The sequence below is a fragment of the Vreelandella sp. H-I2 genome (assembly GCF_052959335.1).
In genome coordinates this window covers 15601-37579 of the sequence record NZ_JBRAMC010000009.1, presented here as the reverse complement: position 1 = coordinate 37579, position 21979 = coordinate 15601, and the positions used below count along the sequence as shown (strand labels likewise).

At 52.2% G+C, this 21979-nt stretch carries 21 protein-coding genes; 9 read left to right on the top strand and 12 right to left on the bottom strand.

Annotated elements, in window-relative coordinates; genetic code table 11:
• Positions 1–201: 201 nt before the first annotated feature.
• From ACUVOF_RS19710 to argC, 9 genes are all read right to left on the bottom strand, one after another.
• Positions 202–1131, bottom strand: a complete 930-nt coding sequence (locus ACUVOF_RS19710) for a ParB/RepB/Spo0J family partition protein (protein ID WP_113270200.1) — start codon at positions 1129–1131, stop codon at positions 202–204.
• A 48-nt stretch (positions 1132–1179) separates the two neighbouring features.
• Positions 1180–1947 (bottom strand): ParA family protein, encoded by a 768-nt coding sequence (locus tag ACUVOF_RS19705; protein WP_447045962.1) that lies wholly within the window; start codon positions 1945–1947, stop codon positions 1180–1182.
• Between the two features lie 34 nt (positions 1948–1981).
• A complete protein-coding gene (gene rsmG, locus ACUVOF_RS19700; protein ID WP_447045961.1) occupies positions 1982–2641 on the bottom strand; it encodes a 16S rRNA (guanine(527)-N(7))-methyltransferase RsmG in 660 nt (219 codons plus the stop codon).
• A complete protein-coding gene (gene mnmG, locus ACUVOF_RS19695; RefSeq protein ID WP_447045960.1) occupies positions 2638–4542 on the bottom strand; it encodes a tRNA uridine-5-carboxymethylaminomethyl(34) synthesis enzyme MnmG in 1905 nt (634 codons plus the stop codon). The genes rsmG and mnmG overlap by 4 nt, the downstream gene beginning before the upstream one ends.
• A gap of 610 nt (positions 4543–5152) precedes the next feature.
• On the bottom strand, positions 5153–5911 hold the full coding sequence (locus ACUVOF_RS19690) for an amino acid ABC transporter ATP-binding protein (RefSeq protein WP_447046049.1): 759 nt from the start codon (positions 5909–5911) through the stop codon (positions 5153–5155).
• A 23-nt stretch (positions 5912–5934) separates the two neighbouring features.
• The gene (locus ACUVOF_RS19685) at positions 5935–6606 is read right to left on the bottom strand and encodes an amino acid ABC transporter permease (RefSeq protein ID WP_447045959.1); all 672 of its coding nucleotides are present in this window, start codon (positions 6604–6606) and stop codon (positions 5935–5937) included.
• A gap of 118 nt (positions 6607–6724) precedes the next feature.
• Complete coding sequence (locus tag ACUVOF_RS19680) at positions 6725–7501, bottom strand: transporter substrate-binding domain-containing protein (RefSeq protein ID WP_447045958.1); 777 nt, start codon at positions 7499–7501, stop codon at positions 6725–6727.
• Positions 7502–7650: 149 nt separating this feature from the next.
• Entirely contained in the window at positions 7651–8004 is a 354-nt protein-coding gene (gene erpA, locus ACUVOF_RS19675; RefSeq protein WP_113270206.1) for an iron-sulfur cluster insertion protein ErpA, read from the bottom strand.
• 103 nt (positions 8005–8107) lie between these two features.
• Positions 8108–9142 (bottom strand): N-acetyl-gamma-glutamyl-phosphate reductase, encoded by a 1035-nt coding sequence (gene argC, locus ACUVOF_RS19670; RefSeq protein WP_447045957.1) that lies wholly within the window; start codon positions 9140–9142, stop codon positions 8108–8110.
• 207 nt (positions 9143–9349) lie between these two features.
• On the opposite strand from argC, the gene ACUVOF_RS19665 reads away from it, so the two are divergent.
• From ACUVOF_RS19665 to ACUVOF_RS19645, 5 genes are all read left to right on the top strand, one after another.
• Entirely contained in the window at positions 9350–11185 is a 1836-nt protein-coding gene (locus ACUVOF_RS19665) for a chloride channel protein (RefSeq protein WP_447045956.1), read from the top strand.
• 9 nt (positions 11186–11194) lie between these two features.
• The gene (gene hemJ / locus ACUVOF_RS19660; protein WP_113270209.1) at positions 11195–11626 is read left to right on the top strand and encodes a protoporphyrinogen oxidase HemJ; all 432 of its coding nucleotides are present in this window, start codon (positions 11195–11197) and stop codon (positions 11624–11626) included.
• A complete protein-coding gene (gene thiD, locus ACUVOF_RS19655) occupies positions 11626–12435 on the top strand; it encodes a bifunctional hydroxymethylpyrimidine kinase/phosphomethylpyrimidine kinase (RefSeq protein WP_447045955.1) in 810 nt (269 codons plus the stop codon). The genes hemJ and thiD overlap by 1 nt, the downstream gene beginning before the upstream one ends.
• A 35-nt stretch (positions 12436–12470) precedes the next feature.
• Positions 12471–13751: a glutamate-1-semialdehyde 2,1-aminomutase gene (hemL, locus tag ACUVOF_RS19650; protein WP_447045954.1), complete on the top strand. Its 1281-nt coding sequence runs from the start codon at positions 12471–12473 to the stop codon at positions 13749–13751.
• A 172-nt stretch (positions 13752–13923) separates the two neighbouring features.
• Positions 13924–14193 carry a hypothetical protein gene (locus ACUVOF_RS19645; RefSeq protein WP_447045953.1) on the top strand — a complete coding sequence of 90 codons (270 nt, stop codon included), beginning with the start codon at positions 13924–13926 and terminating at the stop codon, positions 14191–14193.
• A gap of 87 nt (positions 14194–14280) precedes the next feature.
• On the opposite strand, the gene ACUVOF_RS19640 is transcribed toward ACUVOF_RS19645, so the two are convergent.
• A complete protein-coding gene (locus tag ACUVOF_RS19640) occupies positions 14281–14970 on the bottom strand; it encodes a LuxR C-terminal-related transcriptional regulator (RefSeq protein ID WP_447045952.1) in 690 nt (229 codons plus the stop codon).
• Between the two features lie 278 nt (positions 14971–15248).
• Here ACUVOF_RS19640 and rdgB point away from each other — a divergent pair, with 278 nt between their 5' ends.
• The 4 genes from rdgB (at position 15249) to ACUVOF_RS19620 (ending at position 18690) form a co-directional block, all read left to right on the top strand.
• Positions 15249–15857 carry an RdgB/HAM1 family non-canonical purine NTP pyrophosphatase gene (rdgB, locus tag ACUVOF_RS19635; protein ID WP_447045951.1) on the top strand — a complete coding sequence of 203 codons (609 nt, stop codon included), beginning with the start codon at positions 15249–15251 and terminating at the stop codon, positions 15855–15857.
• Positions 15850–17034, top strand: coding sequence for a radical SAM family heme chaperone HemW (gene hemW / locus ACUVOF_RS19630; RefSeq protein ID WP_447045950.1), 1185 nt, complete (start codon positions 15850–15852; stop codon positions 17032–17034). The genes rdgB and hemW overlap by 8 nt, the downstream gene beginning before the upstream one ends.
• A 47-nt stretch (positions 17035–17081) precedes the next feature.
• Positions 17082–17756, top strand: coding sequence for an OmpA family protein (locus ACUVOF_RS19625; protein WP_447045949.1), 675 nt, complete (start codon positions 17082–17084; stop codon positions 17754–17756).
• Between the two features lie 88 nt (positions 17757–17844).
• Positions 17845–18690 (top strand): 23S rRNA (adenine(2030)-N(6))-methyltransferase RlmJ, encoded by an 846-nt coding sequence (locus ACUVOF_RS19620; RefSeq protein WP_447045948.1) that lies wholly within the window; start codon positions 17845–17847, stop codon positions 18688–18690.
• Between the two features lie 49 nt (positions 18691–18739).
• On the opposite strand, the gene mnmE is transcribed toward ACUVOF_RS19620, so the two are convergent.
• Both mnmE and yidC read right to left on the bottom strand, forming a co-directional pair.
• Positions 18740–20110, bottom strand: a complete 1371-nt coding sequence (gene mnmE, locus ACUVOF_RS19615) for a tRNA uridine-5-carboxymethylaminomethyl(34) synthesis GTPase MnmE (protein ID WP_447045947.1) — start codon at positions 20108–20110, stop codon at positions 18740–18742.
• 136 nt (positions 20111–20246) lie between these two features.
• Positions 20247–21938, bottom strand: a complete 1692-nt coding sequence (yidC, locus tag ACUVOF_RS19610) for a membrane protein insertase YidC (RefSeq protein WP_447045946.1) — start codon at positions 21936–21938, stop codon at positions 20247–20249.
• Positions 21939–21979: the final 41 nt, after the last annotated feature.

Here is a 21979-nt window from a genome sequence, read left to right as displayed (position 1 = left end):
GATGAAAGCCAATCTTCGGCAAGCCCATAGTTCGATGTAAATAATTCGATGAATCAGGGCAACCTACACAAATCTTGCGCGATTATAGGGAAGCGCTATCACACCTTCAACCGAAGTCGCACCGATTTTGCCCGTTTAAGGGCTGATTTGCGACCAAAGAGGGAAAACGTGTGCGCTTCTTACGCGATATTGCATAGCCTGCTATTTAATATGATTTAAGATGCCGTCCAGTTCTTCCAAGCTCGTGTAGCGTATCGTTAATTTCCCTTTACCTTTTTGGCCATGATCAATGGAGACAGGCGCGCCGAGCAGTTCACCGAGATGTGTTTCAAGCTTCGCTACATCGGGCTGTTTATTTTGGCGGGTTGAAGGTTTGGTTGGCACTTGGCTGGTTTGCACTTTTTTCACCAGCGCTTCGGTTGCCCGCACCGTCATGTCGTTGTTTACCACTTCATGGGCAACTTGCCGCTGCTGAGTACTGTTCAATGTCAGCAGGGCACGCGCATGGCCCATATCAAGATCACCTCGTTCGAGCAGTGTTTGCACTTCGGGATCTAGCGCCAGCAGGCGTAACAGATTGGCCACCTGGGTGCGCGATTTACCCACCGCGTCGGCAATCTGCTGCTGAGTAAGCTCAAACTCTTCGCCAAGGCGCTTAAGCGCTAGGGCTTCTTCGATAGCATTGAGGTTTTCACGCTGGATATTCTCAATTAACGCGAGTGCCAACGCGACTTCATCGCTGACTTCACGAATCACCGCGGGAATTACGTCCAACTCAGCAAGCTGAGCCGCTCGCCAGCGGCGCTCACCGGCGATGATCTCGTAGCGATCCACACCGATTGGGCGTACCACAATTGGCTGCATAACGCCCTGGGCGCGAATAGAGTCCGCCAGTTCTTCTAATGCTTCAGGCTGGATATCTCGACGTGGCTGATACTTACCACGGGTTAATTGACCTAATGGCAAACGTTCAAGACGATCTTCGCTGACTTCATCGGTTGCCGCGCTACGCGTTGCATCAGTGTGCGCCAAAGGCGTACCGCTACCGGCAAGTTCCAAGCTGTCACGGCGACGGGCACCGGCACCAATCAGGGCATCCAGGCCACGTCCCAGCGCGGGTTTACGCGTCATTCGCTTTCCCTCATTTTTACAGCGCGTCGGTTATGAAGTGAATAGTATTTAAAGTGAAAGACGACGAATCATCTCTTTTGCCAACACACGATAGGCCTGACTACCCCGGGAGAACCGAGCATATTGCGTAACGGGTAATCCATGGCTCGGCGCTTCAGCGACTTTAACATTGCGCGGAATGGTAGTTTTTAACACCATATCGCCAAAATAGTCACGCAGTTGCTTATCTACTTCCCGCGTTAGGCTGGTTCGCTTGTCGTACATGGTGCGCAAAATGCCTGCAACCGCCAGGGCAGGATTCACATTTTGCTTAATCTGCTCAACGGTATCGAGCAGTGCCGATAATCCTTCTAGCGCATAGAACTCACACTGTAGAGGGATCAGCACGCTGTCGGAAGCCGTTAACGCGTTCACGGTTAGCATATTAAGCGAGGGCGGGCAGTCAATCAGTACCACATCGTACTCATCCGCTACCGACGCCAGCGCTTTCGTCAAACAGCTTTCACTACGCTCGCGATCCAATAGTTCGACTTCGGCGGCGGTGAGATCTCCATTGCCTGGCAGCACGTCGTACTTGACCGCCAGCTTTTTGACAATCGTTTCAGCTGCCGTTGCGTCGCCCAGCAGTACATCAAGTACGCTTTTTTCAAGCTCATACTTGTCGATGCCGCTGCCCATGCTGGCATGCCCCTGGGGGTCAAGATCCACCAACAGTACGCGACGGTCGAGCGCAGCGAGACTGGCCGCCAGATTAACGGCCGAGGTGGTCTTGCCCACGCCGCCTTTTTGGTTGGTCAGGGCAATGATCTGGCTCACTTGCTCAACTCCTTCTGGGGGTCAGAATCAACATTCAGCTTTTAACACGCAAAACCAACAGCTGCCGCTTTGCCGTTTCAAAGGGGACTTCCAGCAGGTGACGCTTTTCTAAACGAATACTGGCAGACAGATCGCGTAGTTCATCGTCTGCCCCCGGGCCTTTCATGGCTAACCACTGGCCATCGGCGCTGGGTAGCTGGCGAGTCAAGGTGACAAAATCGACCAAGCTGGCAAATGCCCGGGAAATCACCTGATCAAAAGCGGCGGCTTCAAACTGTTCCACCCGCGCCTGTACGGGAGTTACGTTTTCAAGCCCTAACTCCATTACCGCCTGGCGCTGAAAGCGCACCTTTTTGCCATTGCTATCCAGCAGTGTCACATCAAGCTGGGGGGCTAATATCGCTAATACGATGCCAGGAAGTCCAGGGCCCGCGCCCACATCCAGTAGCCGCGGCCCCTGCACATAGGGCAACACAGCGGCGCTATCCAACACATGGCGCGACACCATGTCATCCACCTCGCGTACCGCTGTGAGGTTATAAGCCCGGTTCCACTTGTGCAACAGTGCCAATAAGCCTAGCAGCTGTTGGCGTTGATGTTCGTCAACGGCGATGCCTAACTGGCTAAGCCCTTGATCGAGCCGTGGCGCGACGCTTGCAGGGAGAGAGTTTACCAATGGGTTTAACGAACTCATCCGTTAACCACCTCAGCCGCTACCACCAATCGACGCTTTTTCAGATGCACCAGCAATATGGAGATAGCCGCCGGTGTAACCCCTGAAATCCGCGCCGCATGGGCAAGCGTTTCCGGCCGCGCTTCAGCCAGTTTCTGGCGAATTTCGTTAGACAAGCCTTCCACTTTTAAATAATCCAACTCAGCAGGCAGTGGCGTGGCTTCATGGCGCTTGAGCTTATCGATCTCATGCTGCTGGCGATCGATATAACCTTGATACTTAGCCTGAATCTGCACCTGCTCAGCGACGGCAGGATCGGTGACCAGGGTGCCCTCGATACCGGGTAGATTGGCCAAATCGCTGTAATTCAATTCAGGGCGTTTAAGCAGATCGCTCAGGCAATACTCGCGAGTGAGCGGTGCCCCGGTTTTTTCGGCCACTTGCTCAGCCGCTGGGCTTCCCGGTTGTATCCACAGGGTGCTTAGCCGCGCGCTCTCTTGTTCGATAGCCTCGCGTTTTTGGCTAAACGCTGCCCAGCGCGTGTCGTCGACAAGACCCAATTTCCGGCCCGCTTCGGTTAAGCGCAAATCCGCGTTGTCTTCCCGCAACAGCAGGCGGTACTCCGCACGGGAAGTAAACATCCGGTAGGGCTCCTTGGTGCCCATGGTGATCAGGTCGTCAACCAGCACACCGAGATAGGCCTCATCGCGGCGGGGGTACCAGGCATCCAGCTCTTGAGCGCGGCGGGCAGCATTCAGGCCTGCCAGCAAACCTTGTGCACCAGCTTCTTCGTAGCCGGTGGTGCCGTTGATCTGTCCAGCAAAAAACAGGTTGTGGATAAATTTTGTTTCCAGCGAGTGTTTTAAATCCCGCGGATCAAAAAAGTCGTACTCAATAGCGTAGCCAGGCCGGGTGATATGGGCGTTTTCCAAACCTTTGATGGAACGCACCACCTGAATCTGCACGTCAAAGGGCAGCGAGGTCGAGATGCCGTTGGGATAGAGCTCATGGGTATCCAAGCCTTCGGGTTCGATAAACACCTGGTGGCTGGATTTATCGGCAAAACGATGCACTTTGTCTTCAATCGATGGGCAGTAACGCGGCCCGATGCCTTCGATGACACCGGAGTACATCGGTGAGCGATCAAGGTTGGCCAGAATGAGATCGTGGGTCTGTTGATTGGTGTGAGCAATATGACAACTCACCTGCCGAGGGTGCATCTCCCGCGATCCCAGGTAGGACATCACCGGCGTTGGGCTATCGCCTGGCTGCTCTTCTAACTGAGAAAAATCAACGGTTTTGGCATCGATACGCGGCGGCGTTCCGGTTTTTAAGCGGTCAACGCGAAACGGCAGTGCGCGCAGACGTTCGGCCAGCGCGTTGGACGGCGGATCGCCTGCTCGGCCACCTTTGCTTTGATCCAAACCAATGTGAATCACGCCCCCCAAAAATGTCCCGGTACACAGAACGACGCTTTCAGCATGAAAGCGAATGCCGGTTTCCGTCACCACGCCACGGACGGTGTCGTTATCCACAATGAGATCACCAGCGGCCTGCTGGAAAATCGTCAAATTGGGTTGGTTTTCCAGCAGGCCGCGGATCGCTGACTTGTAACGAATGCGGTCAGCCTGGGCACGGGTGGCCCGAACGGCGGGCCCTTTGCTGGCATTGAGCACGCGAAATTGAATCCCACCTAAATCCGTGGCAAGCCCCATAGCGCCGCCGAGTGCATCAATTTCCTTGACCAAATGACTTTTGCCGATGCCGCCAATGGCGGGGTTACACGACATTTGGCCGAGGGTTTCGATGTTGTGGGTGAGCAGCAGGGTCTGACAGCCCATGCGAGCAGAGGCCAATGCGGCTTCGGTTCCCGCATGGCCACCGCCGATGACAATCACGTCAAAGCGGTCGGGATAATTCAAGAGACACCTCGTCTTGTGCCTATCGGCACGGATGATGTGGTCAGCGTCGGCAATTTCTGACGGCGCTACCTTAGATCAATGAGCCAGCAAGTATAAACCCCCTGTGGGTAACCGTCAGGTTTTTCCACACCCGGATTACTCAGAACAACTCTATTAATAACAACATAAATATAAAATAAGAGAAGTTCTGTAAATGTTGTAATTACTAGTGTGGACAATTTCTGTGCATAAACAATTTATCATTAATAATTTCAAGAGTTTATATTGTTGACTTCTACGTGTTTGAAGGCGGGATTCCCTGGGTAGAAGGGGTGCTAAGCCTGTGGATGGAATAGTGCCTTATCCACCGATACAACTAGGCACTGCTTATCCACCGGCCAGTACCTGGGTTGTTACCGCACCTGTGAACAACGCTAGACTGGTGTGGAACTAACGCTTAGCGACGTCCATGGCAGGCCTTACAGAGATAAAGTCGCACAATATAAAAAACTTTATCCACAGGCAAAAAAAAGCCTGTCGTGTCGACAGGCCAGTAAAAAAGCGCCATTCAGTGAAAATTAATGCTTATTTTAAAGCGCTAACAGGGTTCAATTTAGTGTTTTAGCACGCGTTAGTGTTTTAGCACGCGTGCAAGGAAGGATTGAGTACGTTCATGTTGAGGCGAATCGAACAGTTGTTCAGGCGGCCCCTGCTCGGTAATTTCACCTTTATGGATAAAAATAACCCGGTCGGCGACTTCGCGGGCGAAGCCCATTTCATGGGTAACAATCACCATGGTCATGCCTTCTTTAGCCAGCTCGCGCATGGCATCCAGTACTTCCCCTATCATTTCCGGGTCAAGCGCCGAGGTGGGCTCGTCAAACAGCATTAAGCGCGGTTCCATCGCTAAGGCACGGGCCAGTGCCACCCGTTGCTGTTGGCCGCCTGAGAGCTGGCTGGGATACTTATCGGCCTGATCGGCGATACCCACTCGGTCTAGTAGTCGCTTAGCGTTACTAACGGCGTCATCACGACTTAAGCCACGGACTTTCATGGGGGCCAGGGTGACGTTGTCAATCACGCTGAGATGGGGAAATAGATTGAACTGCTGAAATACCATGCCCACTTCGGTACGGATGGTTTGCAGCGCTTGAGTGCTCTTTCCGTGTGGTAACAGTTCATTGTTATCGACGACCAAGTTGCCTGTTTGGAACTCTTCCAAGCCGTTAATACAGCGTATCAGCGTGGATTTACCTGAGCCACTGGCACCGATAATCACCACCACTTCGCCAGGTACAATTGTAAGGTCAATGTCGTTGAGTACGTGCAGGCTGCCAAAGTGCTTATTGAGCTGCTGCATACGCACAATAGGTTGCGTTGTGCTGTTCATTGTATCGCTCATTGCGCGTGTCCTTATTGTCCTGCCAGGCCTCTGCGCTCAAGTTGGCGCAGGATGATGGAGAGCGTCCAGGTAATGGCTAGATACATCAGGGCGACCATGAAGTAGACCTCTAACGCCGTGAAGGTGGTGGCGATATAGATCTGACCTTGACGCACCAGCTCTCCGACGCCAATGACTGAAAACAGCGACGTGTCTTTAATACTGATAATGCCTTGGTTACCGAGCGGTGGGATCATGCGCCGAAACGCCTGGGGCCAGATAACATAGCGAAATGCTTGAGTGCGCGAGAGACCCAGCGAGAGTGACGCTTCCCCTTGGCCGCGTTCAATGGACTGCACACCGCCGCGCACGATTTCTGAAATATAAGCACCGGAGTTGACCGCTATGGCGGCAATACCTGCGACAAGGGCATTGATTGGACCTCCTAGGAGCTGGGGTAAGCCGTAAAAAATAAACAGGACCTGCACCAGAATAGGCGTGCCACGGAATACTTCGACGTAAACGATGGCCGGCCAACGTAGCCAGCGCAGGCGGCTAATACGTAAAAGGCCAAAGAAAATACCGATAAAAAAACCGATGGCGAGGCCGCCAAACGAAATAAGTAACGTCCAGGGGATACCCGGCAGCAAGTAAGGGATAGACCCAAACGCTGCTGACCAATCAAACTGAAAATTGACGTCCACGCGTAGACTCCTGAAACAAAAAAGAAGATGAGAAAAAGTGGATGACAAACGCAGCAGGGCCGGGGGTTGTGGCCGCCCGGCCCTGTAACGACGTTACGCTATTAGTAAGTCTTTACGTTCATTCTTCGCTGGGAGCTTCGCCAAACCACTTGGTATAGATTTCGTCGTAAGTACCGTCTTCTTTCATAGCGGCGAGTGCTTCATTGGTAGGTTCTACCCATTCGCTACCTTTATGAAACACGATGCCGTATTGCTGGCCTTCATACAGCGGGCCAACGACCTTGGTGCGGCCTTCACCGCGGGTTTGCGAGAAGTAAGCAACGTTAGGTGCATCATAGAGCACGGCGTCAACGTTACGACCTAAGAGCGCCATGTACATGTCGGCGGTGCCGGGGAAGGGCGTAATATTGGCATCTTCACCTAGCTCTTGCTGTAGATAGTCATAGCTGGTGGAGCCAATTTTGGTGCCAATGGTGAGTTCTTGAAGGTCTTCTAGCGTCTCGACGCTATCATTATCGGCGCGAACAATAATGCGCAGGCCTGAATCGTAGTAGGGGTCGGAGAAATCAACGACTTCTGCACGCTCGTCGGTAATAGTAGTACCGGCAATAGCGATCTCTTGGCTACCCGTTTGCACGGCGGGAATGATGCCAGAGAATTCCATGGTAGTCAGGTTGACTTCAAAGCCTGCACGTTCGGCGACTTCGTTGATGATGTCCATGTCGAAGCCGACCATCTCGCCGGTTTCTTGATCCATCATTTCAAAGGGCACAAAGCTTGGGTCAGTGGCCACGTTCACTGATGGCATTTGGGCCATCGCAGCAGTGGCACTGCCTAACCCTAGTGCGATAGCCAGTGACATTTTTGTTAGGCTAACTGGTAATGCTACTTTCATAAGTTTCCCCGTGTTTTATGTGGGCTAGTAGCGGGTTGCAAAGCGGTATATACCGTTTGATAGACCCAATAAGCCGTTATTGACCTATTAACCTTGGCGAGAAACCGTCAGGGCGTCAAGTCACGGGGAGCGTCATCGTCCAACGCTGTTTAGACCATAAAGGAAGCGCCACAGCCGCAGGTGGTGGTGGCATTAGGGTTTTGAATACGAAAACGCGCGCCAGCCAGGCCTTCTTCGTAGTCGACAGTGGAACCTACCAAATATTGGTAAGAGAGAGGATCAACCACTAACGCAGCGTTACCAAATTCAATAACGGTGTCATCATCGGCGACGTTTTCTGCAAAATCGAAGCCGTACTGAAAACCAGAGCAGCCGCCACCGGTCACGTAAACACGCAGTTTTAAGGATGGGTTATTTTCTTCTGCAATCAGCGCATTAATACGTTTGCGTGCACTGTCAGATAGTAGTAATGGAGTAGGAACAAAGGCTTCTGCACCGCTCATGGGTACCTCCCGCGAGCTTTAAGAACGAATAAATCGGCATTGGGGGGTGATTATGAGTAATTCCCAGCAAATTGGTCAACTATTGCTGGGAATTAGTGGAGTGTTAAGGCATCAGCGCAGGCGCGGTTAGGCCGGTGTTTTCTTCGAAGCCAAACATCAAATTGAGATTTTGAATCGCTTGGCCGGAAGCGCCTTTGACTAAATTATCAATCACCGATAGCACGACCACAGTATTGCCATTGCCAGGGCGATGCACCGCTAGACGGCAAGTATTGATGCCTTTCACACTGCGTGTCTCGGGATGACTCCCTGCAGGCATGACATCAACAAACGGTTCATCGGCATAGCGCTGCTCAAACAGCGCCTGTAGATCACCCGGCTCAGCGGTTAGCTGGCCGTATAGGGTGGCATGGATACCGCGAATCATTGGCGTTAGGTGGGGGACAAATGTCAAACCAACCGGTGCCTGCTGGATATCTCTTAATCCCTGACTAATTTCTGGCAGGTGGCGGTGGCCAGCGGCACCGTAGGCTTTCATCGACTCACTGACTTCGGCGAGCAATGAACCGACTTTAGCGCCACGACCTGCACCGGTGACACCCGATTTGCAATCGGCAATTAACTGCTGGGGCTCAATCAGACCGGCTTCCAATAACGGTAGATAACCTAGCTGAACAGCGGTGGGGTAGCAGCCGGGAACGGCAATCAACCGTGCGGTTTTAATTTTCTCCCGGTGCATTTCCGGGAGACCGTAAACCGCTTCTTCCAATAACGCCGGGGCGCCGTGGGCCTGGTCATACCAACGGCTCCATTCATCGGCATCGCGCAGCCGAAAGTCGGCAGATAGATCAATCACTCGAGTGCCATTTTCAAGTAGCTCACCGGCTAGGGCATGAGCAACGCCATGGGGCGTCGCGAAAAATACGGCATCCATAGCACCCAGCTGTTTAGCATCTGGCTCGCTAAATGCCAGTGTGTCGTAATGGCCGCGCAGGTTAGGGTACATATCGCACACTTTGACGCCTGTTTCCGAGCGCGAAGTAATCGCGGCGACGCTAACGTGGGGGTGTTGGGCGAGTAGCCGTAGTAATTCAACGCCGGTGTAACCGGTACCGCCAACAATGCCGACCTTAATCACAACTAACTCCTTGCGGATTACGCAGAACAGTTTTTTAAACATTTTATTAAAACAGCCCTAAGAAACAGCCCTAAAAATCAGTTTTTTACGGCAGCTCTCTAGAATACAGCGTAAGCGGATTACTGCAGGCTGTCGAAGTGTATCGGGCTATGATACACAAGAGGATAAAGAGACAAGAACACTAAGACCAAAACAAGGAAGGTCGCTGTGGCGCGTTTTTCCCGATCAGATTTTACCTTAGAGAGCTTTCGTCGCCAGTTGGCTAATGTCGACGCTCTTCCTCAACTCTGTTTGTTGGGCCTTGTCTCGGGGGTTATTACCGGTGCAGTGATGGTGGCGTTTCGATTGCTGTTGGCAGCGGGGGCCTCGCTGTACATGACGGATGGCGATCCCGAAGCGTTTGAAAGTATGGTGCCCTGGCTACGCGCGTTGTTACCGATGCTGGCGGTGACCCTAGTGGGCGTGTTGCTGTATCGGCAAAAACCGGCAGCGCGCAAGCTAGGCGTAGGTCATGTTATTGAGCGACTCACCTATCACCAAGGCCGTTTTCCGTTACGCAACTGGTTAAATCAGTGGTGGGTCGGGGTGGTGGTGGTCTTAGGTGGCCTCTCTGCCGGCCGTGAGGGCCCAGCCATCCATTTGGGTGCGGCAGCGGCGAGTGGGTTGGGCCAGCAAATGCGCTTACCCAATAACAGCCTGAGAGTACTCGTGGCTTGTGGTACCGCTGCTGCTATTTCCGCCTCCTTTAATACGCCGATTGCCGGGGTAATCTTCGCCATGGAAGTGGTGATGATGGAATATACCTTGATGAGCTTTATGCCCGTCATTTTGGCTTCCACCATGGGCGCGCTGGTGGCGCAGTTAGCTTATGGTAATGAGCCGGCTTTTCGTATTCCTGAAGTGGCTCTTGGCTCGTTGATCAATTTACCTTGGATTGTGCTAACTGGGTTGATGATTGGTTTACTAGCCGGTTTATTCATCCATATTTCGCGTAGTCAGCGGATTATGGAATGGCCGCTTTGGTTTCGTCTTGGCCTCGTGGGGGTTACTACTGGAGTAGTTGCTTGGTGGTTCCCACAAGTGCAGGGCATTGGTTACGACAGCGTGGCGGCTGCACTCAATAACCAGCTTGAAATCAAAGTGTTAGTGGCATTGATGATTGCAAAACTGCTCCTTACAGCGTTAACCGTTGCTGGAGGTGTGCCGATTGGTATTATCGGCCCGGTGCTGGTGGTGGGGGCTGCTACGGGCGCGCTATTTGGTTTGCTGGGTGGTTGGCTATGGCCAGATAAAGCCGCCGACCCGGGAATTTATGCAATGCTCGGTATGGCTGCGATGATGGGGGCAGTCCTGCAAGCACCGCTTGCCGCGCTGATGGCCCTTTTGGAGTTAACCCACACGCCGAGTATTATGCTCCCCGGAATGTTGGCGGTGGTCGTTGCGTGTTTAACCTCGCGTCAGCTAACCGGCTGTGAGGGGTTTTTTATTAGCACGGTACGTTACGGACTGCACCCACTTCAGCAACCGTTGATGCAGGCACTCTCAAGAGTCTCGGTGCCAGCGGTGATGGAGCGCCAACTAGTGCGTACTGAGCGAATGATTACCCCCGATCAGGCGCGTCACCTGCTGGAAACGAACCCGGTGTGGTTAGTGATTGAGCGTTCAAGTGAAGAAAAACCGGTGCTGGCGCTCAAAGCCGTTGAACTGGCGCGTTGGCTACTTGAACACGATGAGACATTGCAGGGTAAAGAGCCGCCTGAGGATGAATTAATCGATTTGTTGGAGATTCCTGGGCAACGTTTGGAGCTGGCGCCGATTGGTCTGCAAGCCACGCTTTCGGAAGCGTTCTTAAAGCTTCAGGATAATGCGCTGGGGGCGCTCTACGTGGTACACGGTTATCGCCCTAAACAGCGGCGTATTTCAGGTATTATCACCCGTGGCGCTATTGAGCGATATTACCACTACACTGATCCTCGTGGTGCTGATACTCATGGCAACGATACACATGACCCTGATGCACGAGAGAAGAATTCATCAGTTTAAGGAGCGACAATGTACCTATGGGTGAAGGCTATTCACTTAATGGCAGTAGTCACATGGTTCGCCGCGCTGTTTTATTTACCTCGGCTGTATGTTTATCACGCCACCGCGCGTGATAACGGCGATGCACAAGCGATCACTTATTTCAAAACGATGGAGCGTAAGCTTTACCGTGGGATCATGACACCATCCATGATTGCGGTACTTATTTTTGGTGGCTGGATGCTCTATCTAGTGCCCGAATGGTTTAGCCAGGGCTGGATGCACGCCAAGCTGGCGCTAGTGATCCTGCTCATCGCCTATCATCACGTTTGTTTAATTTACTTAAAGCAGTTTGCCCAGGATCGCTGCACCAAAGGCCATGTGTTTTTCCGCTGGTTTAACGAGGCGCCGGTGATCGCTCTGGTAGCCATTATCCTGCTTGCCGTTGTGAAGCCCTTTTGATGCGCCAACCCCTTCCTCCCGTCGTGTTAGTACTCGCTGGGCATGATCCGACCGGGGGCGCAGGATTAGTGGCTGACAGCGAAGCCATCGCTGCCTGTGGTGGCTGGGCGGTGACGATTCCCACTGCGCTGACGGTACAGAATTGCCATAATGTCTCGCGAGTGATCCCCGTCGATCCTACCGTAATGCGTCAAATGACTGAGGTACTTAGCGAGATGCAGGTGGCGGCAATTAAAATTGGCTTGCTCGCCGATGAAGCGACGCTGCGCGCTGCGGAACAAATTATCCGCCGTTTTCCAGGGGTTCCCGTCGTCGCGGATCCGGTCTTTAAGGCGGGGGGCGGAACTGAGTTATCCACACCCGCGTTACGTCAATTATTTATTGATCGTTTACTACCACTTGTGGATATCTTAACACCCAATCGCGCGGAGCTTTCCCAACTTGCCCCTGACATCGTCACACCTTTCGATGATACAGCCCGTGCGGTGGCGCTAATGTCACAAGGGTGCCAATCCATTTTGGTGACAGCCACTGACGACCCTCTGCCCGGCAATGATCAACTGGTAGTGCACACCTTGCACTCGCCAGAGGCCACCCGCCAGTGGCAATGGCCACGTTTGCCAGAGCGGTTTCATGGTTCTGGCTGTACGCTGTCATCTGCCATTGCAGCTCGTCTGGCTGTTGGTGAGCGCTTGCTTACAGCATGCGAGCAGGCGCAGCACTTTACCTGGGAAAGTCTGTCACAGGGTTTCCAGCCGCCTAGTGGCCAGTGCTTGCCTAACCGTGTTTCACGGGTTGTCCATTTTTAATCCTTCTTCTACTTGCCCTTGACCGAGAGGATGCCATGACCACATCAGCTGAACTGTTTGATCTTGCCAGCCGCCATATTCCGGGCGGGGTGAATTCACCCGTCCGGGCATTTAAAGGTTTACATCGCCCGCCTATCTTTATGGAGCGTGCACAGGGCGCCTTTTTATTTGACGTCGAAGGTAATCGGTACGTGGATTATGTAGGTTCCTGGGGACCGATGATCACTGGGCATGCGGACCAGGACGTATTGGCCGCAGTGCGTGCACGGTTAGATAGTGGTCTGTCATTTGGTACCCCCACCGCGGTGGAAACCACCATGGCAGATTTAATCTGTGAGATGATCCCTTCCATGGACATGGTACGCATGACCAGCTCGGGCACCGAAGCGACCATGTCGGCGATTCGCTTGGCGCGAGGCACCACCGGCCGCGATAAGATCGTTAAGTTTGAAGGTAATTACCATGGCCACTCCGACTCGCTGTTGGTAAAAGCCGGGTCGGGTGCGCTCACTCATGGCGAGCCTAGCTCACCGGGCGTACCGGCTTCGCTGGCTGAACATACCATTACGCTGTCGTTTAACGACCCGGAAGGTGTAGAAGCGTGTTTCGCCGAAATCGGTGATCAGATTGCCTGCATTATCGTTGAACCCGTTGCCGGTAATATGAACTGCATTCCACCGCAGCCGGGATTTCTGGAAACGCTGCGTCGGGTCTGTAATGAGCATGGTAGCGTACTGATTTTTGATGAAGTAATGACCGGTTTTCGTGTGGCGCTGGGCGGGGCGCAGGCACATTACGGTATTGCGCCTGATCTCACCTGTCTGGGTAAAATTGTAGGCGGTGGCATGCCGGTGGGGGCGTTTGGTGGTAAGAAAGAGATAATGCAGAACATTTCACCTCTTGGGCCGGTATATCAAGCGGGCACGTTGTCGGGGAATCCATTGGCCATGGCGGCGGGTGTAGCGCTGCTTACCAAGCTAAAGGTGCCGGGTTTTCATGATGCGCTAACTCAGCGGGTTAATACGTTATGTTCCGGCCTTCAGGAGCGTGCCAATGCCGCACGAGTGCCCATGATCACGCAATCAGCAGGCGGCATGTTTGGGCTTTTCTTCACTTCTCAAAGCCGTGTGGATAACTTTGCCCAAGCCACGGCCTGTAACCCGGATGCCTTCCGCCGCTTCTTTGGCGCAATGATTGATCACGGCGTTTACCTGGCGCCTTCTGCCTATGAAACGGGCTTTATGTCTAGCGCACATACCCCAGAAGACATCCAATTCACATTGGACGCAGCGGAAAAAGCCTTTGCAGTGATGTAACGGCAAGTCGCTCATAGCCCTCTATACTGCAAGAGCCGCTCACTACGGGCGGCTCTTTGGTTAGGTAAGAGCCATGATCGTGAAAAGGCTAACAGCTTGGCGATGCGTGTTCTGTACAGTGGGGTTGCTCGCTGGCTTCCCCCTCTCTGCACAGTCGCCCCAGGAGCAGAATATGACCCAGATCCATATCACCATGAGCGGCTCGCCAGGTGCAGAATTTTCCGCCCACTGGCGCATCACCCATGAAGGTGAAACCACTGAACACATTGAAGAGCGCGGAACAGTGCCGGCAGAATACACGTTTACCGGTACTGAGCTTGAAGGCACCGTGAAGCTGCTAAGTGACGACGAACGGCTAGAAGTAGATATCCAAAAAGGCAGCAATCGCTCAAGTTCGTCGACTCAGGGGGCTGGAGGTACATTAACAGTGATGATCCGTTAACGAGTGCTCATATAACTAAGCTGCCCTCTGTAAGGGCGGCTTGCCAGCATTCATTATTAAGTTAGCTTAATAATTGCTTTTATTGTACTAGTGATTTTTTATGCTACGTTCGGCATCGATGTTGGGTAGGATTGGCCCAAGATTTTGATGAATCCAATTTAACGCTTGAATGCGATTATGGACGTTAATTTTCCGAAATATATTGTATAAATGCGATTTTACGGTGTGTTCACTGACGAATAGCTTTTCTGCTATTTGCTGGTTTGAAGAACCATTACTTAATAAAGAAATTATTTCCATTTCGCGATTAGTCAGCCCACAAGCTGGGCGAAAGGCGTTGCTTTGGTATTTCCGATAAAATAGGATCAAGCGAGCCATCAAATCACGCGACATCCAAAGCTCGCCATCTAATAAGGCATGAATACCCTTACAGATCACCTCTAGACTTTCGTTGCGGTAAAATACCCCTTTCAACTGAGCACTTGAAAGCGCTTCTAACGCGTGATCCATATCACGTATATTAATGGCTGCCAGCGGGGCTTTAGTCATAGCCTCAGGAAGCTGCTCTTGCCATTCCGGTAGTGCTTCAACACCGATATGATCAATGTCAATCAAAATCAGTACACGCCCTTCAACAGAAGTAGGTAGTGGAAGATTAGGCGAGTAAGTATGAACCGGGCAGCCAGTGTGTTCTTTTAAGTATTCAGCAAATAGCTGAACTTGAGGGCTTTTTTCGGTGACAATATATACTGTGCCAGTAGTTTTTTCTTGCGACATTAAAAAGGTCCTCATGAAAAGGAGAGTCAGCAAATGATCTTCATAGTGTTACCTATGAGGCACGATTCGTAAAGTTTTGTTATATAAATCCTACAAAAGTAAATGTTATTACTATATAATTAACGGTTATATATATTTTATACCATTGATATTATTAATTATATTGAGGTAACGAAAATCGATTCAATATGTAAGAATTACTTTACGTTACTTTTCATCTCTTTCTGATACGTTCAATGAGCGCGTAAACTGTTGCTCTACTGTTTGGAGTACGTGTCATGGCAGCTGTTAATACCCTTGTTCTTGCCAGCGGAAATGCAGGCAAGCTAAGAGAATTCAATGAATTACTTTCCCCATTCGGCTTCGACGTTCGTCCTCAAGCAGATTTTGGTGTCAAAGAGGTAGAAGAGACTGGGCTCACATTCGTCGAAAATGCGCTATTAAAAGCTCGTGAAGCGAGCCTTGTCAGTGGGTTACCGTCTCTGGCAGACGATTCAGGGCTTGAAGTGGATGCACTGAACGGCGCACCGGGTATTTATTCGGCGCGGTACGGTGGTGAGCCAAAAAGTGATGAGAAAAACAATGAAACGTTGTTAGCCGCACTTAGTGATTATGCTGAAGGGCAACGCAGTGGCCGGTACTGGTGCGTGCTGGTCTATTTACGCCATCCGAAAGATCCCGTACCGATCATAGTGCAGCGCAGCTGGGAAGGTGAAATTCTTGCTCATCCGAGGGGGGAGAAAGGCTTTGGCTATGATCCGCTTTTCTGGTTACCTGAGCAGGGCATGAGCGTTGCAGAGCTGCCGAGTGAAAGTAAAAACCGCCTTAGTCATCGTGGACGAGCGCTTCAAGGCTTGGTGGAACGACTGAAGGTGGCGCATGGCTGATACGCTACCGCCTCTTTCACTTTATATTCACACGCCTTGGTGTGTACGCAAATGCCCCTACTGCGATTTCAATTCTCATGAGCCAGGGACGCACGGTTTTACGCCTCGAGAATTGCCCGAAACCGCCTATCTTGATGCGTTGTTACAAGACCTGGATAGCGATCTTGCCCTAGCGGCTGGGCGGGAAATTCAGACCATTTTTATTGGTGGTGGGACACCCAGCCTACTGTCGCCCAGTTTTTATGATCGTTTATTGAATGAGATTAAAGCCCGTTTGGTTTTTGCTAGTGACATCGAAATCACGTTAGAGGCGAATCCTGGCACTACTGAGCAGGCGCATTTTACGGGTTACCGGAATGCAGGCATTAATCGTTTATCGCTAGGTATACAAAGTTTTCAACCTGATCAACTTCATGCGCTTGGGCGTATTCATAGCGGTGATGAAGCGATTACTGCAGTAACACAGGCGCGCCAGGCGGGCTTTACCAATATTAATATTGACCTTATGCACGGTTTACCCGACCAAACGCCCCAATTGGCGATGGATGATATTGCTCAGGCGTTGGCATTAACACCGGAGCACCTGTCTTGGTACCAACTTACTCTTGAACCGAATACTGCCTTTCACTCCCACCCACCGACATTACCTGAAGAAGAGGCGCTTTGGGATATTCAGGATAGTGGTCATCAGCTTTTGGAGCAGGCCGGGTTTAAGCGCTACGAAATTTCAGCTTACGCCACTGCAGGTCATCAAAGCCGACATAATCTTAATTACTGGCAGTTTGGTGACTACCTTGGAATTGGTGCCGGTGCCCATGGCAAGCTTAGTCATGTTGATTTAAACGGAGAATGGCATATTGAGCGGCGCTGGAAAACTCGGCAGCCAGATGCTTATTTAAAGCGCATGGATGACCTGCGAGGCTTTGTAGCGGGTAAGCAATTTATAAAAGCAGAAGAACTGCCGCTGGAGTTTGCTATGAACGCCCTGAGGCTCACAGAGGGGGTCACGCTTGATACCTGGAGCGCTAACAGCGGACAGCCCATTGATATGTTACTGGCACGTTTACAATCTGCCGAGAAAAAAGGACTTTTGATGCAAATGCCTGAAAAACTGCGTGCATCGCCTCAAGGTCTATTATTCTTGAATGAGTTGCTGGCTTTAATTAGTGAAGATTGACCAGTGATGAATAAATAGATGTTCCGAGCACAAACAAGGAGTGAGTGATGCGTATTTCTCGACTACTGACACCGCTGGCCGCCGCTATTTTATTGGCAGGTTGCGCCACCTCGGACCCTTACGGTGGCCAAACGCAGCGCTCTAGCACCGCGATGGGATCTGGGATTGGTGCCGCCGTCGGTGCAGCAGCAGGTGCGCTGTCTGGCGACGGTAGTACCAGTCGTCGCGACCGTGCCTTAATTGGTGCGGCCGTTGGCGCTGCAGCCGGTGCAGGCATTGGTGTCTATATGGATCGTCAAGAGCAGCAACTGCGTGAAAACTTGCAGGGGTCACGCATTGAAATTGATCGCCGTGGCGACGATATCGTGCTCAATATGCCTAGTGGCGTAACCTTTGGTTTTGACTCAGCTGACCTTACTAGCGAGGCGCGCGGCTCTCTAAACGAAGTGGCGAACGTTCTCTCCGAGTATCAAGATACACGTGTCAGTATTGCTGGCCACACCGATAGCACAGGTGATGCCAGCTACAACCAGCGCCTTTCTGAACGCCGTGCCGAAGCAGTCGCGAGCTACCTCTCACAGAACGGCGTTTCATCCACGCGTCTGAATACCTCGGGCTATGGTGCTACCCAGCCAGTGGCGAGTAATGATAATGAACAGGGCCGTGCCCAGAACCGTCGAGTAGAAATTACCTTAACCCCAACCGGCGACGGGCAAGGTTGATACTCTATTGAGTTAATCTAGCTATTACCGCCTAAAGCCCGCTATGCTTTCATAGCGGGCTTTTTTATTCACACGCCGATGAGTCTCTATGCTGTCGTACCAACATGCCTACCACGCCGGTAATTTTGCGGATGTACATAAACATCTGACGCTTTACGCGGTGATTGATTATTTATTACGTAAAAAAACGGCTATTACATATATCGATACTCATGCGGGTCGAGGGCTTTACCCTCTGGACGCTCAAGAGACTCAACGCTTGCAAGAGTATCGCGAGGGCGTATGGCCGCTGTGGCAGGCTCGTACTGAGCTAAGCGATCCGTTGCTAATCGCCTGGCAAAAAGCGTTAACAACTGCTCAAACTGCACCGTCAGCGCTAACCCACTACCCCGGCTCTCCTTGGTGGTTGAGTCACTCACTGCGTGAGCAGGATCATCTGCGGCTGTTTGAGCTGCATCCCGGTGAACATACACAGCTTTCCGCCCAGGGGTTATCCCCTCATGCGCAGCGCGTGTTTGGCGATGGGCTGGCGGGGCTTACGGCCATGCTGCCTGTCATAACGCCACGGTTGTGCGTTCTTATCGATCCTAGCTATGAGCGTAAAGCGGAATATCAGGAGGTTGCCGATACAACCATTTATACGCTAGAAAAGGCGCGTCACGCAGTGGTATTAATCTGGTACCCGCTGCTACCAGCAGGCAACCATCACACGCTATTGGCTGCCTTAAAAGAAAGCGGTGTGCGAAAAATCTGGCGCGGCGAGTTACTACTCCACGGACCCGGCGAGCAGGCCCATGGAATGTTCGGCAGCGGTATGTTGGTGATTAATCCACCCTGGGGGCTGGATCAACGCCTAGCTGCAGCAATGCAAGAGATCACACCGCTGCTCGGCACCCATAGCCGTTATCAGGCGGATTGGTGGGTAGGAGAGTAGTGTCTTAACGAATAGTTGTTGTAAATAGTTCTTGTAAAGAGTAGCTCTCTTATTTGCCGATACAAAAACTACCGAAAATCTCACCGAGTAAATCATCGGCGCTGAATTCGCCGGTAATTTCGCCCAATGCCTGCTGAGCGTCGCGCAGATCTTCTGCCAGCAGCTCTCCTGCGCCGTAGCCGTCTAATTGGGCGCGGCCAGTATTGAGTGCTGCCATGGCGCGATCAAGCGCGTCCAGGTGTCGCCGACGAGCAGAAAAGCGGCCTTCGGTTGTAGCGGCAAAGCCCATCACGTCCTTCAGATGCGCTTTTAAGTTATCCACACCCTCTCCGGTTTTAGCGGATAAACGCACGGTCGGTGGGACAGTGGATAAATCAAGTTCTGCCGATTCCGCGCTAGTGTCAATTTTATTGCGCACTAACGTCAAGCGCTGTTGGTCGGGCAGGCGCGCAACAAACTCGGGCCAGATGGCCATGGGGTCGGTCGAGTCGGTGGTGCTGGCATCCACCAGCAGCAATACTCGGTCAGCTTTTTCAATCTCGTCCCAGGCGCGGGCGACGCCGATCTTTTCAACGGCATCGGGCGTGTCGCGCAGGCCTGCAGTGTCAATGATATGCAGCGGCATACCATCAATGTGTATATGCTCGCGCAGCACATCGCGGGTCGTGCCGGCAATATCTGTCACAATGGCCGTATCTTGCTCAGTGAGGGCATTGAGCAGGCTCGATTTACCTGCATTGGGTCGTCCTGCAATCACCACGCTCATGCCTTCACGCATCAGTGCCCCTTGGCCTGCCGCCTGGCGTACATCGCTTAGCGCTTGCTGAACGCTGCTTAGATGTTCAGCCACGTGACCATCGGCAAGGAAATCGATTTCCTCCTCAGGAAAGTCGATCGCTGCTTCAACATAAACGCGTAGCTCGATTAGCCGCTGCAGCAATGCTGAAACGCGCTTCGAGAACTCACCCTGTAGCGAGCGCACGGCATTTTCCGCCGCAGAGCGTGAGGTGGCATCGATTAAATCGGCGATGGCTTCTGCCTGGGCCAAGTCGAGCTTGTCATTGAGAAAAGCCCGTTCAGAAAACTCGCCAGGGCGTGCAAGACGAGCGCCGAGTGACACGCAGCGCTCCAGCAGCATATCCATGATAATGGGGCCGCCGTGCCCCTGGAGTTCGAGCACGTCTTCACCGGTAAACGAGTGGGGGCCGTTGAAGAGCAAGGCGATACCTTCATCAATGCTGCCCTCAGCGCCCAGGAAACGGCCGTAGTGAGCGTAGCGGGGAGCAGGGCAGTGTCCAATCATGGCTTGGGCGATTTTCCGGCAGGCGGGGCCAGAGACACGGATAATCCCCACCCCACCGCGACCGGGTGGCGTCGCCAGTGCCGCAATCGTGTCAGGCGTATAGAGGCGTTCGGCCATGGTCAATCTCTTTATAAATGGCGGATAACGAAGTTGATCGGCCTAGTGTGAATTTGTTGGGTTTAAAACGCCAGACCCCCGCTCGGGGCGGGGGTCTGAAGGCGTCGATCTACATGGCAGGCTACTTCGTTTTTAACTACTTGGTTTTCATGCCTTTGCCGATGGTCGGATCATTCTCGATTTTGCGCGTAATGTAATACTGCTGCGCTACCGAAATGATGTTGTTGACCACCCAGTAGATGACCAGACCGGCCGGGAACCATAGGAAGAAGAAGGTAAAGATGATAGGCAGCATCTTCATTATCTTCGCCTGCATAGGATCTGGAGGCGTCGGGTTCAACATCTGCTGAACGAACATCGAAATGCCCATCAGGATTGGCAGTATGAAGTATGGATCCTTTACCGATAGATCCTGAATCCAGAAGATAAACGGTGCGTGGCGCAGCTCAACCGATTCCAGCAGCATCCAGTAGAGAGCGATGAAGACCGGCATCTGAATCACAATAGGTAGACAGCCCCCCAGCGGATTGATCTTTTCCTTCTGGTAGAACTTCATCATCTCTTGCGACATTTTTTGCCGATCGTCGCCATACATCTCTTTCAGGCGCTGCATTTCCGGACCGAGTTTACGCATCCGACCCATGGATTTATAAGCTTTGGCCGAAAGCGGGAACAGTACCGTTTTGACCAGAACGGTCAGCAGAACAATCGACCAACCCCAATTACCTACCACATCGTGGATTTTATCCAGTAACCAGAAGAGCGGGTTAGCGATAAACCACAGCCAGCCGTAGTCCACGGTTAAGCGAAGGTTGGGCGCGACTTGCTCTAGGTAGTCTTGCACCTTCGGGCCCATGTAAAGGGTGGCACCTAATGTGGCTTCACCTTCCGCCGCAATACTGTTGGTGGGACCCGCAAAAGCGACGACATTTCGATTACTTGAGTCGGTGGTAACGTAGTAGAGGTTTTGCTGATCCTGCTGAGGCGCCCATGCCGAGACAAAGTAGTGCTGGATAATCGCAATCCAGCCACCTTGCGCTTCGCGATTTTCAAAGTTACTGCCTTGAATATCCTCGAAGTCGATCTTCTCGTAGCGTGCATCCGGCGTTGAGTAAGCGGCACCCAAATAAGAATTCATACCCATTGAAACGCCACTTGATGGGTCTGGGCTATTGTCACGCGCTAACTGGCCAATAAAGCGTGCACTGACTGGCGCATCGGTATTGTTGGCTAGATAGTAATTGACGTTGACCGCATAGCTTCCACGCTCAAACGTAAGGCGTTTAATGACCTCAACGCCGTTAACGTCGGCGGTTAGGTCAACGTTGAGTTCTTCATCGTTATCGCCTAAACGATACTCTGTATTTTCAGGCGTAAACGCAATGCGGCTTGCCTGACCATCGAGCTGAAGGCCTGAGCGAGCGACGTAGCTACGGTTGCTGTTATCCGACAACAGAACATAGTTGCGTTCAGAGTCGAGAGATAGTTTGTGCTGCGGTAATGCGGCATAAACAATATCGCCACCGTGTGGATCGATGCGTACATCCAGGACATCAGTCGTCACGGCAATGAAGTCGCGACTTGATGTCTCGCTTTCAGTATCGTCAGGAATACCTTCTCCAACGGCATTTTGCGGTGAAGAGGTGCTTGGAACGGCCAAGTCACCGTCTCCATCTTCAGGATCGCGGGAAGGAGCCGGGTTGCTGCGTTGAGTTGTCTCGGGCACTGAATCGTAATTCGGCTGCCCGTAATCCTGATTCCACTGGACGACTAGCAAGTACGCAAGCACGGCTAGTGGAATCAGTAATAAAAGTCGTTTTACGTCCATGAGGGTTCTGCCCGCTGGGTGGTGAACATGCTAATGGCGCA

Bases quoted from the DNA above. Each gene is read 5' to 3' on its own strand.
- ACUVOF_RS19645 (WP_447045953.1), top strand. From the start codon at position 13,924: ATGACCCAGATCCATATCACCATGAGCGGCTCGCCAGGTGCAGAATTT.
- hemW (WP_447045950.1), top strand. From the start codon at position 15,850: ATGGCTGATACGCTACCGCCTCTTTCACTTTATATTCACACGCCTTGG.
- rdgB (WP_447045951.1), top strand. From the start codon at position 15,249: ATGGCAGCTGTTAATACCCTTGTTCTTGCCAGCGGAAATGCAGGCAAG.
- yidC (WP_447045946.1), bottom strand. From the start codon at position 21,938: ATGGACGTAAAACGACTTTTATTACTGATTCCACTAGCCGTGCTTGCG.
- ACUVOF_RS19710 (WP_113270200.1), bottom strand. From the start codon at position 1,131: ATGACGCGTAAACCCGCGCTGGGACGTGGCCTGGATGCCCTGATTGGT.
- ACUVOF_RS19680 (WP_447045958.1), bottom strand. From the start codon at position 7,501: ATGAAAGTAGCATTACCAGTTAGCCTAACAAAAATGTCACTGGCTATC.
- ACUVOF_RS19625 (WP_447045949.1), top strand. From the start codon at position 17,082: ATGCGTATTTCTCGACTACTGACACCGCTGGCCGCCGCTATTTTATTG.
- thiD (WP_447045955.1), top strand. From the start codon at position 11,626: ATGCGCCAACCCCTTCCTCCCGTCGTGTTAGTACTCGCTGGGCATGAT.
- erpA (WP_113270206.1), bottom strand. From the start codon at position 8,004: ATGAGCGGTGCAGAAGCCTTTGTTCCTACTCCATTACTACTATCTGAC.
- mnmE (WP_447045947.1), bottom strand. From the start codon at position 20,110: ATGGCCGAACGCCTCTATACGCCTGACACGATTGCGGCACTGGCGACG.
- hemJ (WP_113270209.1), top strand. From the start codon at position 11,195: ATGTACCTATGGGTGAAGGCTATTCACTTAATGGCAGTAGTCACATGG.
- ACUVOF_RS19690 (WP_447046049.1), bottom strand. From the start codon at position 5,911: ATGAACAGCACAACGCAACCTATTGTGCGTATGCAGCAGCTCAATAAG.
- ACUVOF_RS19640 (WP_447045952.1), bottom strand. From the start codon at position 14,970: ATGTCGCAAGAAAAAACTACTGGCACAGTATATATTGTCACCGAAAAA.
- hemL (WP_447045954.1), top strand. From the start codon at position 12,471: ATGACCACATCAGCTGAACTGTTTGATCTTGCCAGCCGCCATATTCCG.
- ACUVOF_RS19620 (WP_447045948.1), top strand. From the start codon at position 17,845: ATGCTGTCGTACCAACATGCCTACCACGCCGGTAATTTTGCGGATGTA.
- rsmG (WP_447045961.1), bottom strand. From the start codon at position 2,641: ATGAGTTCGTTAAACCCATTGGTAAACTCTCTCCCTGCAAGCGTCGCG.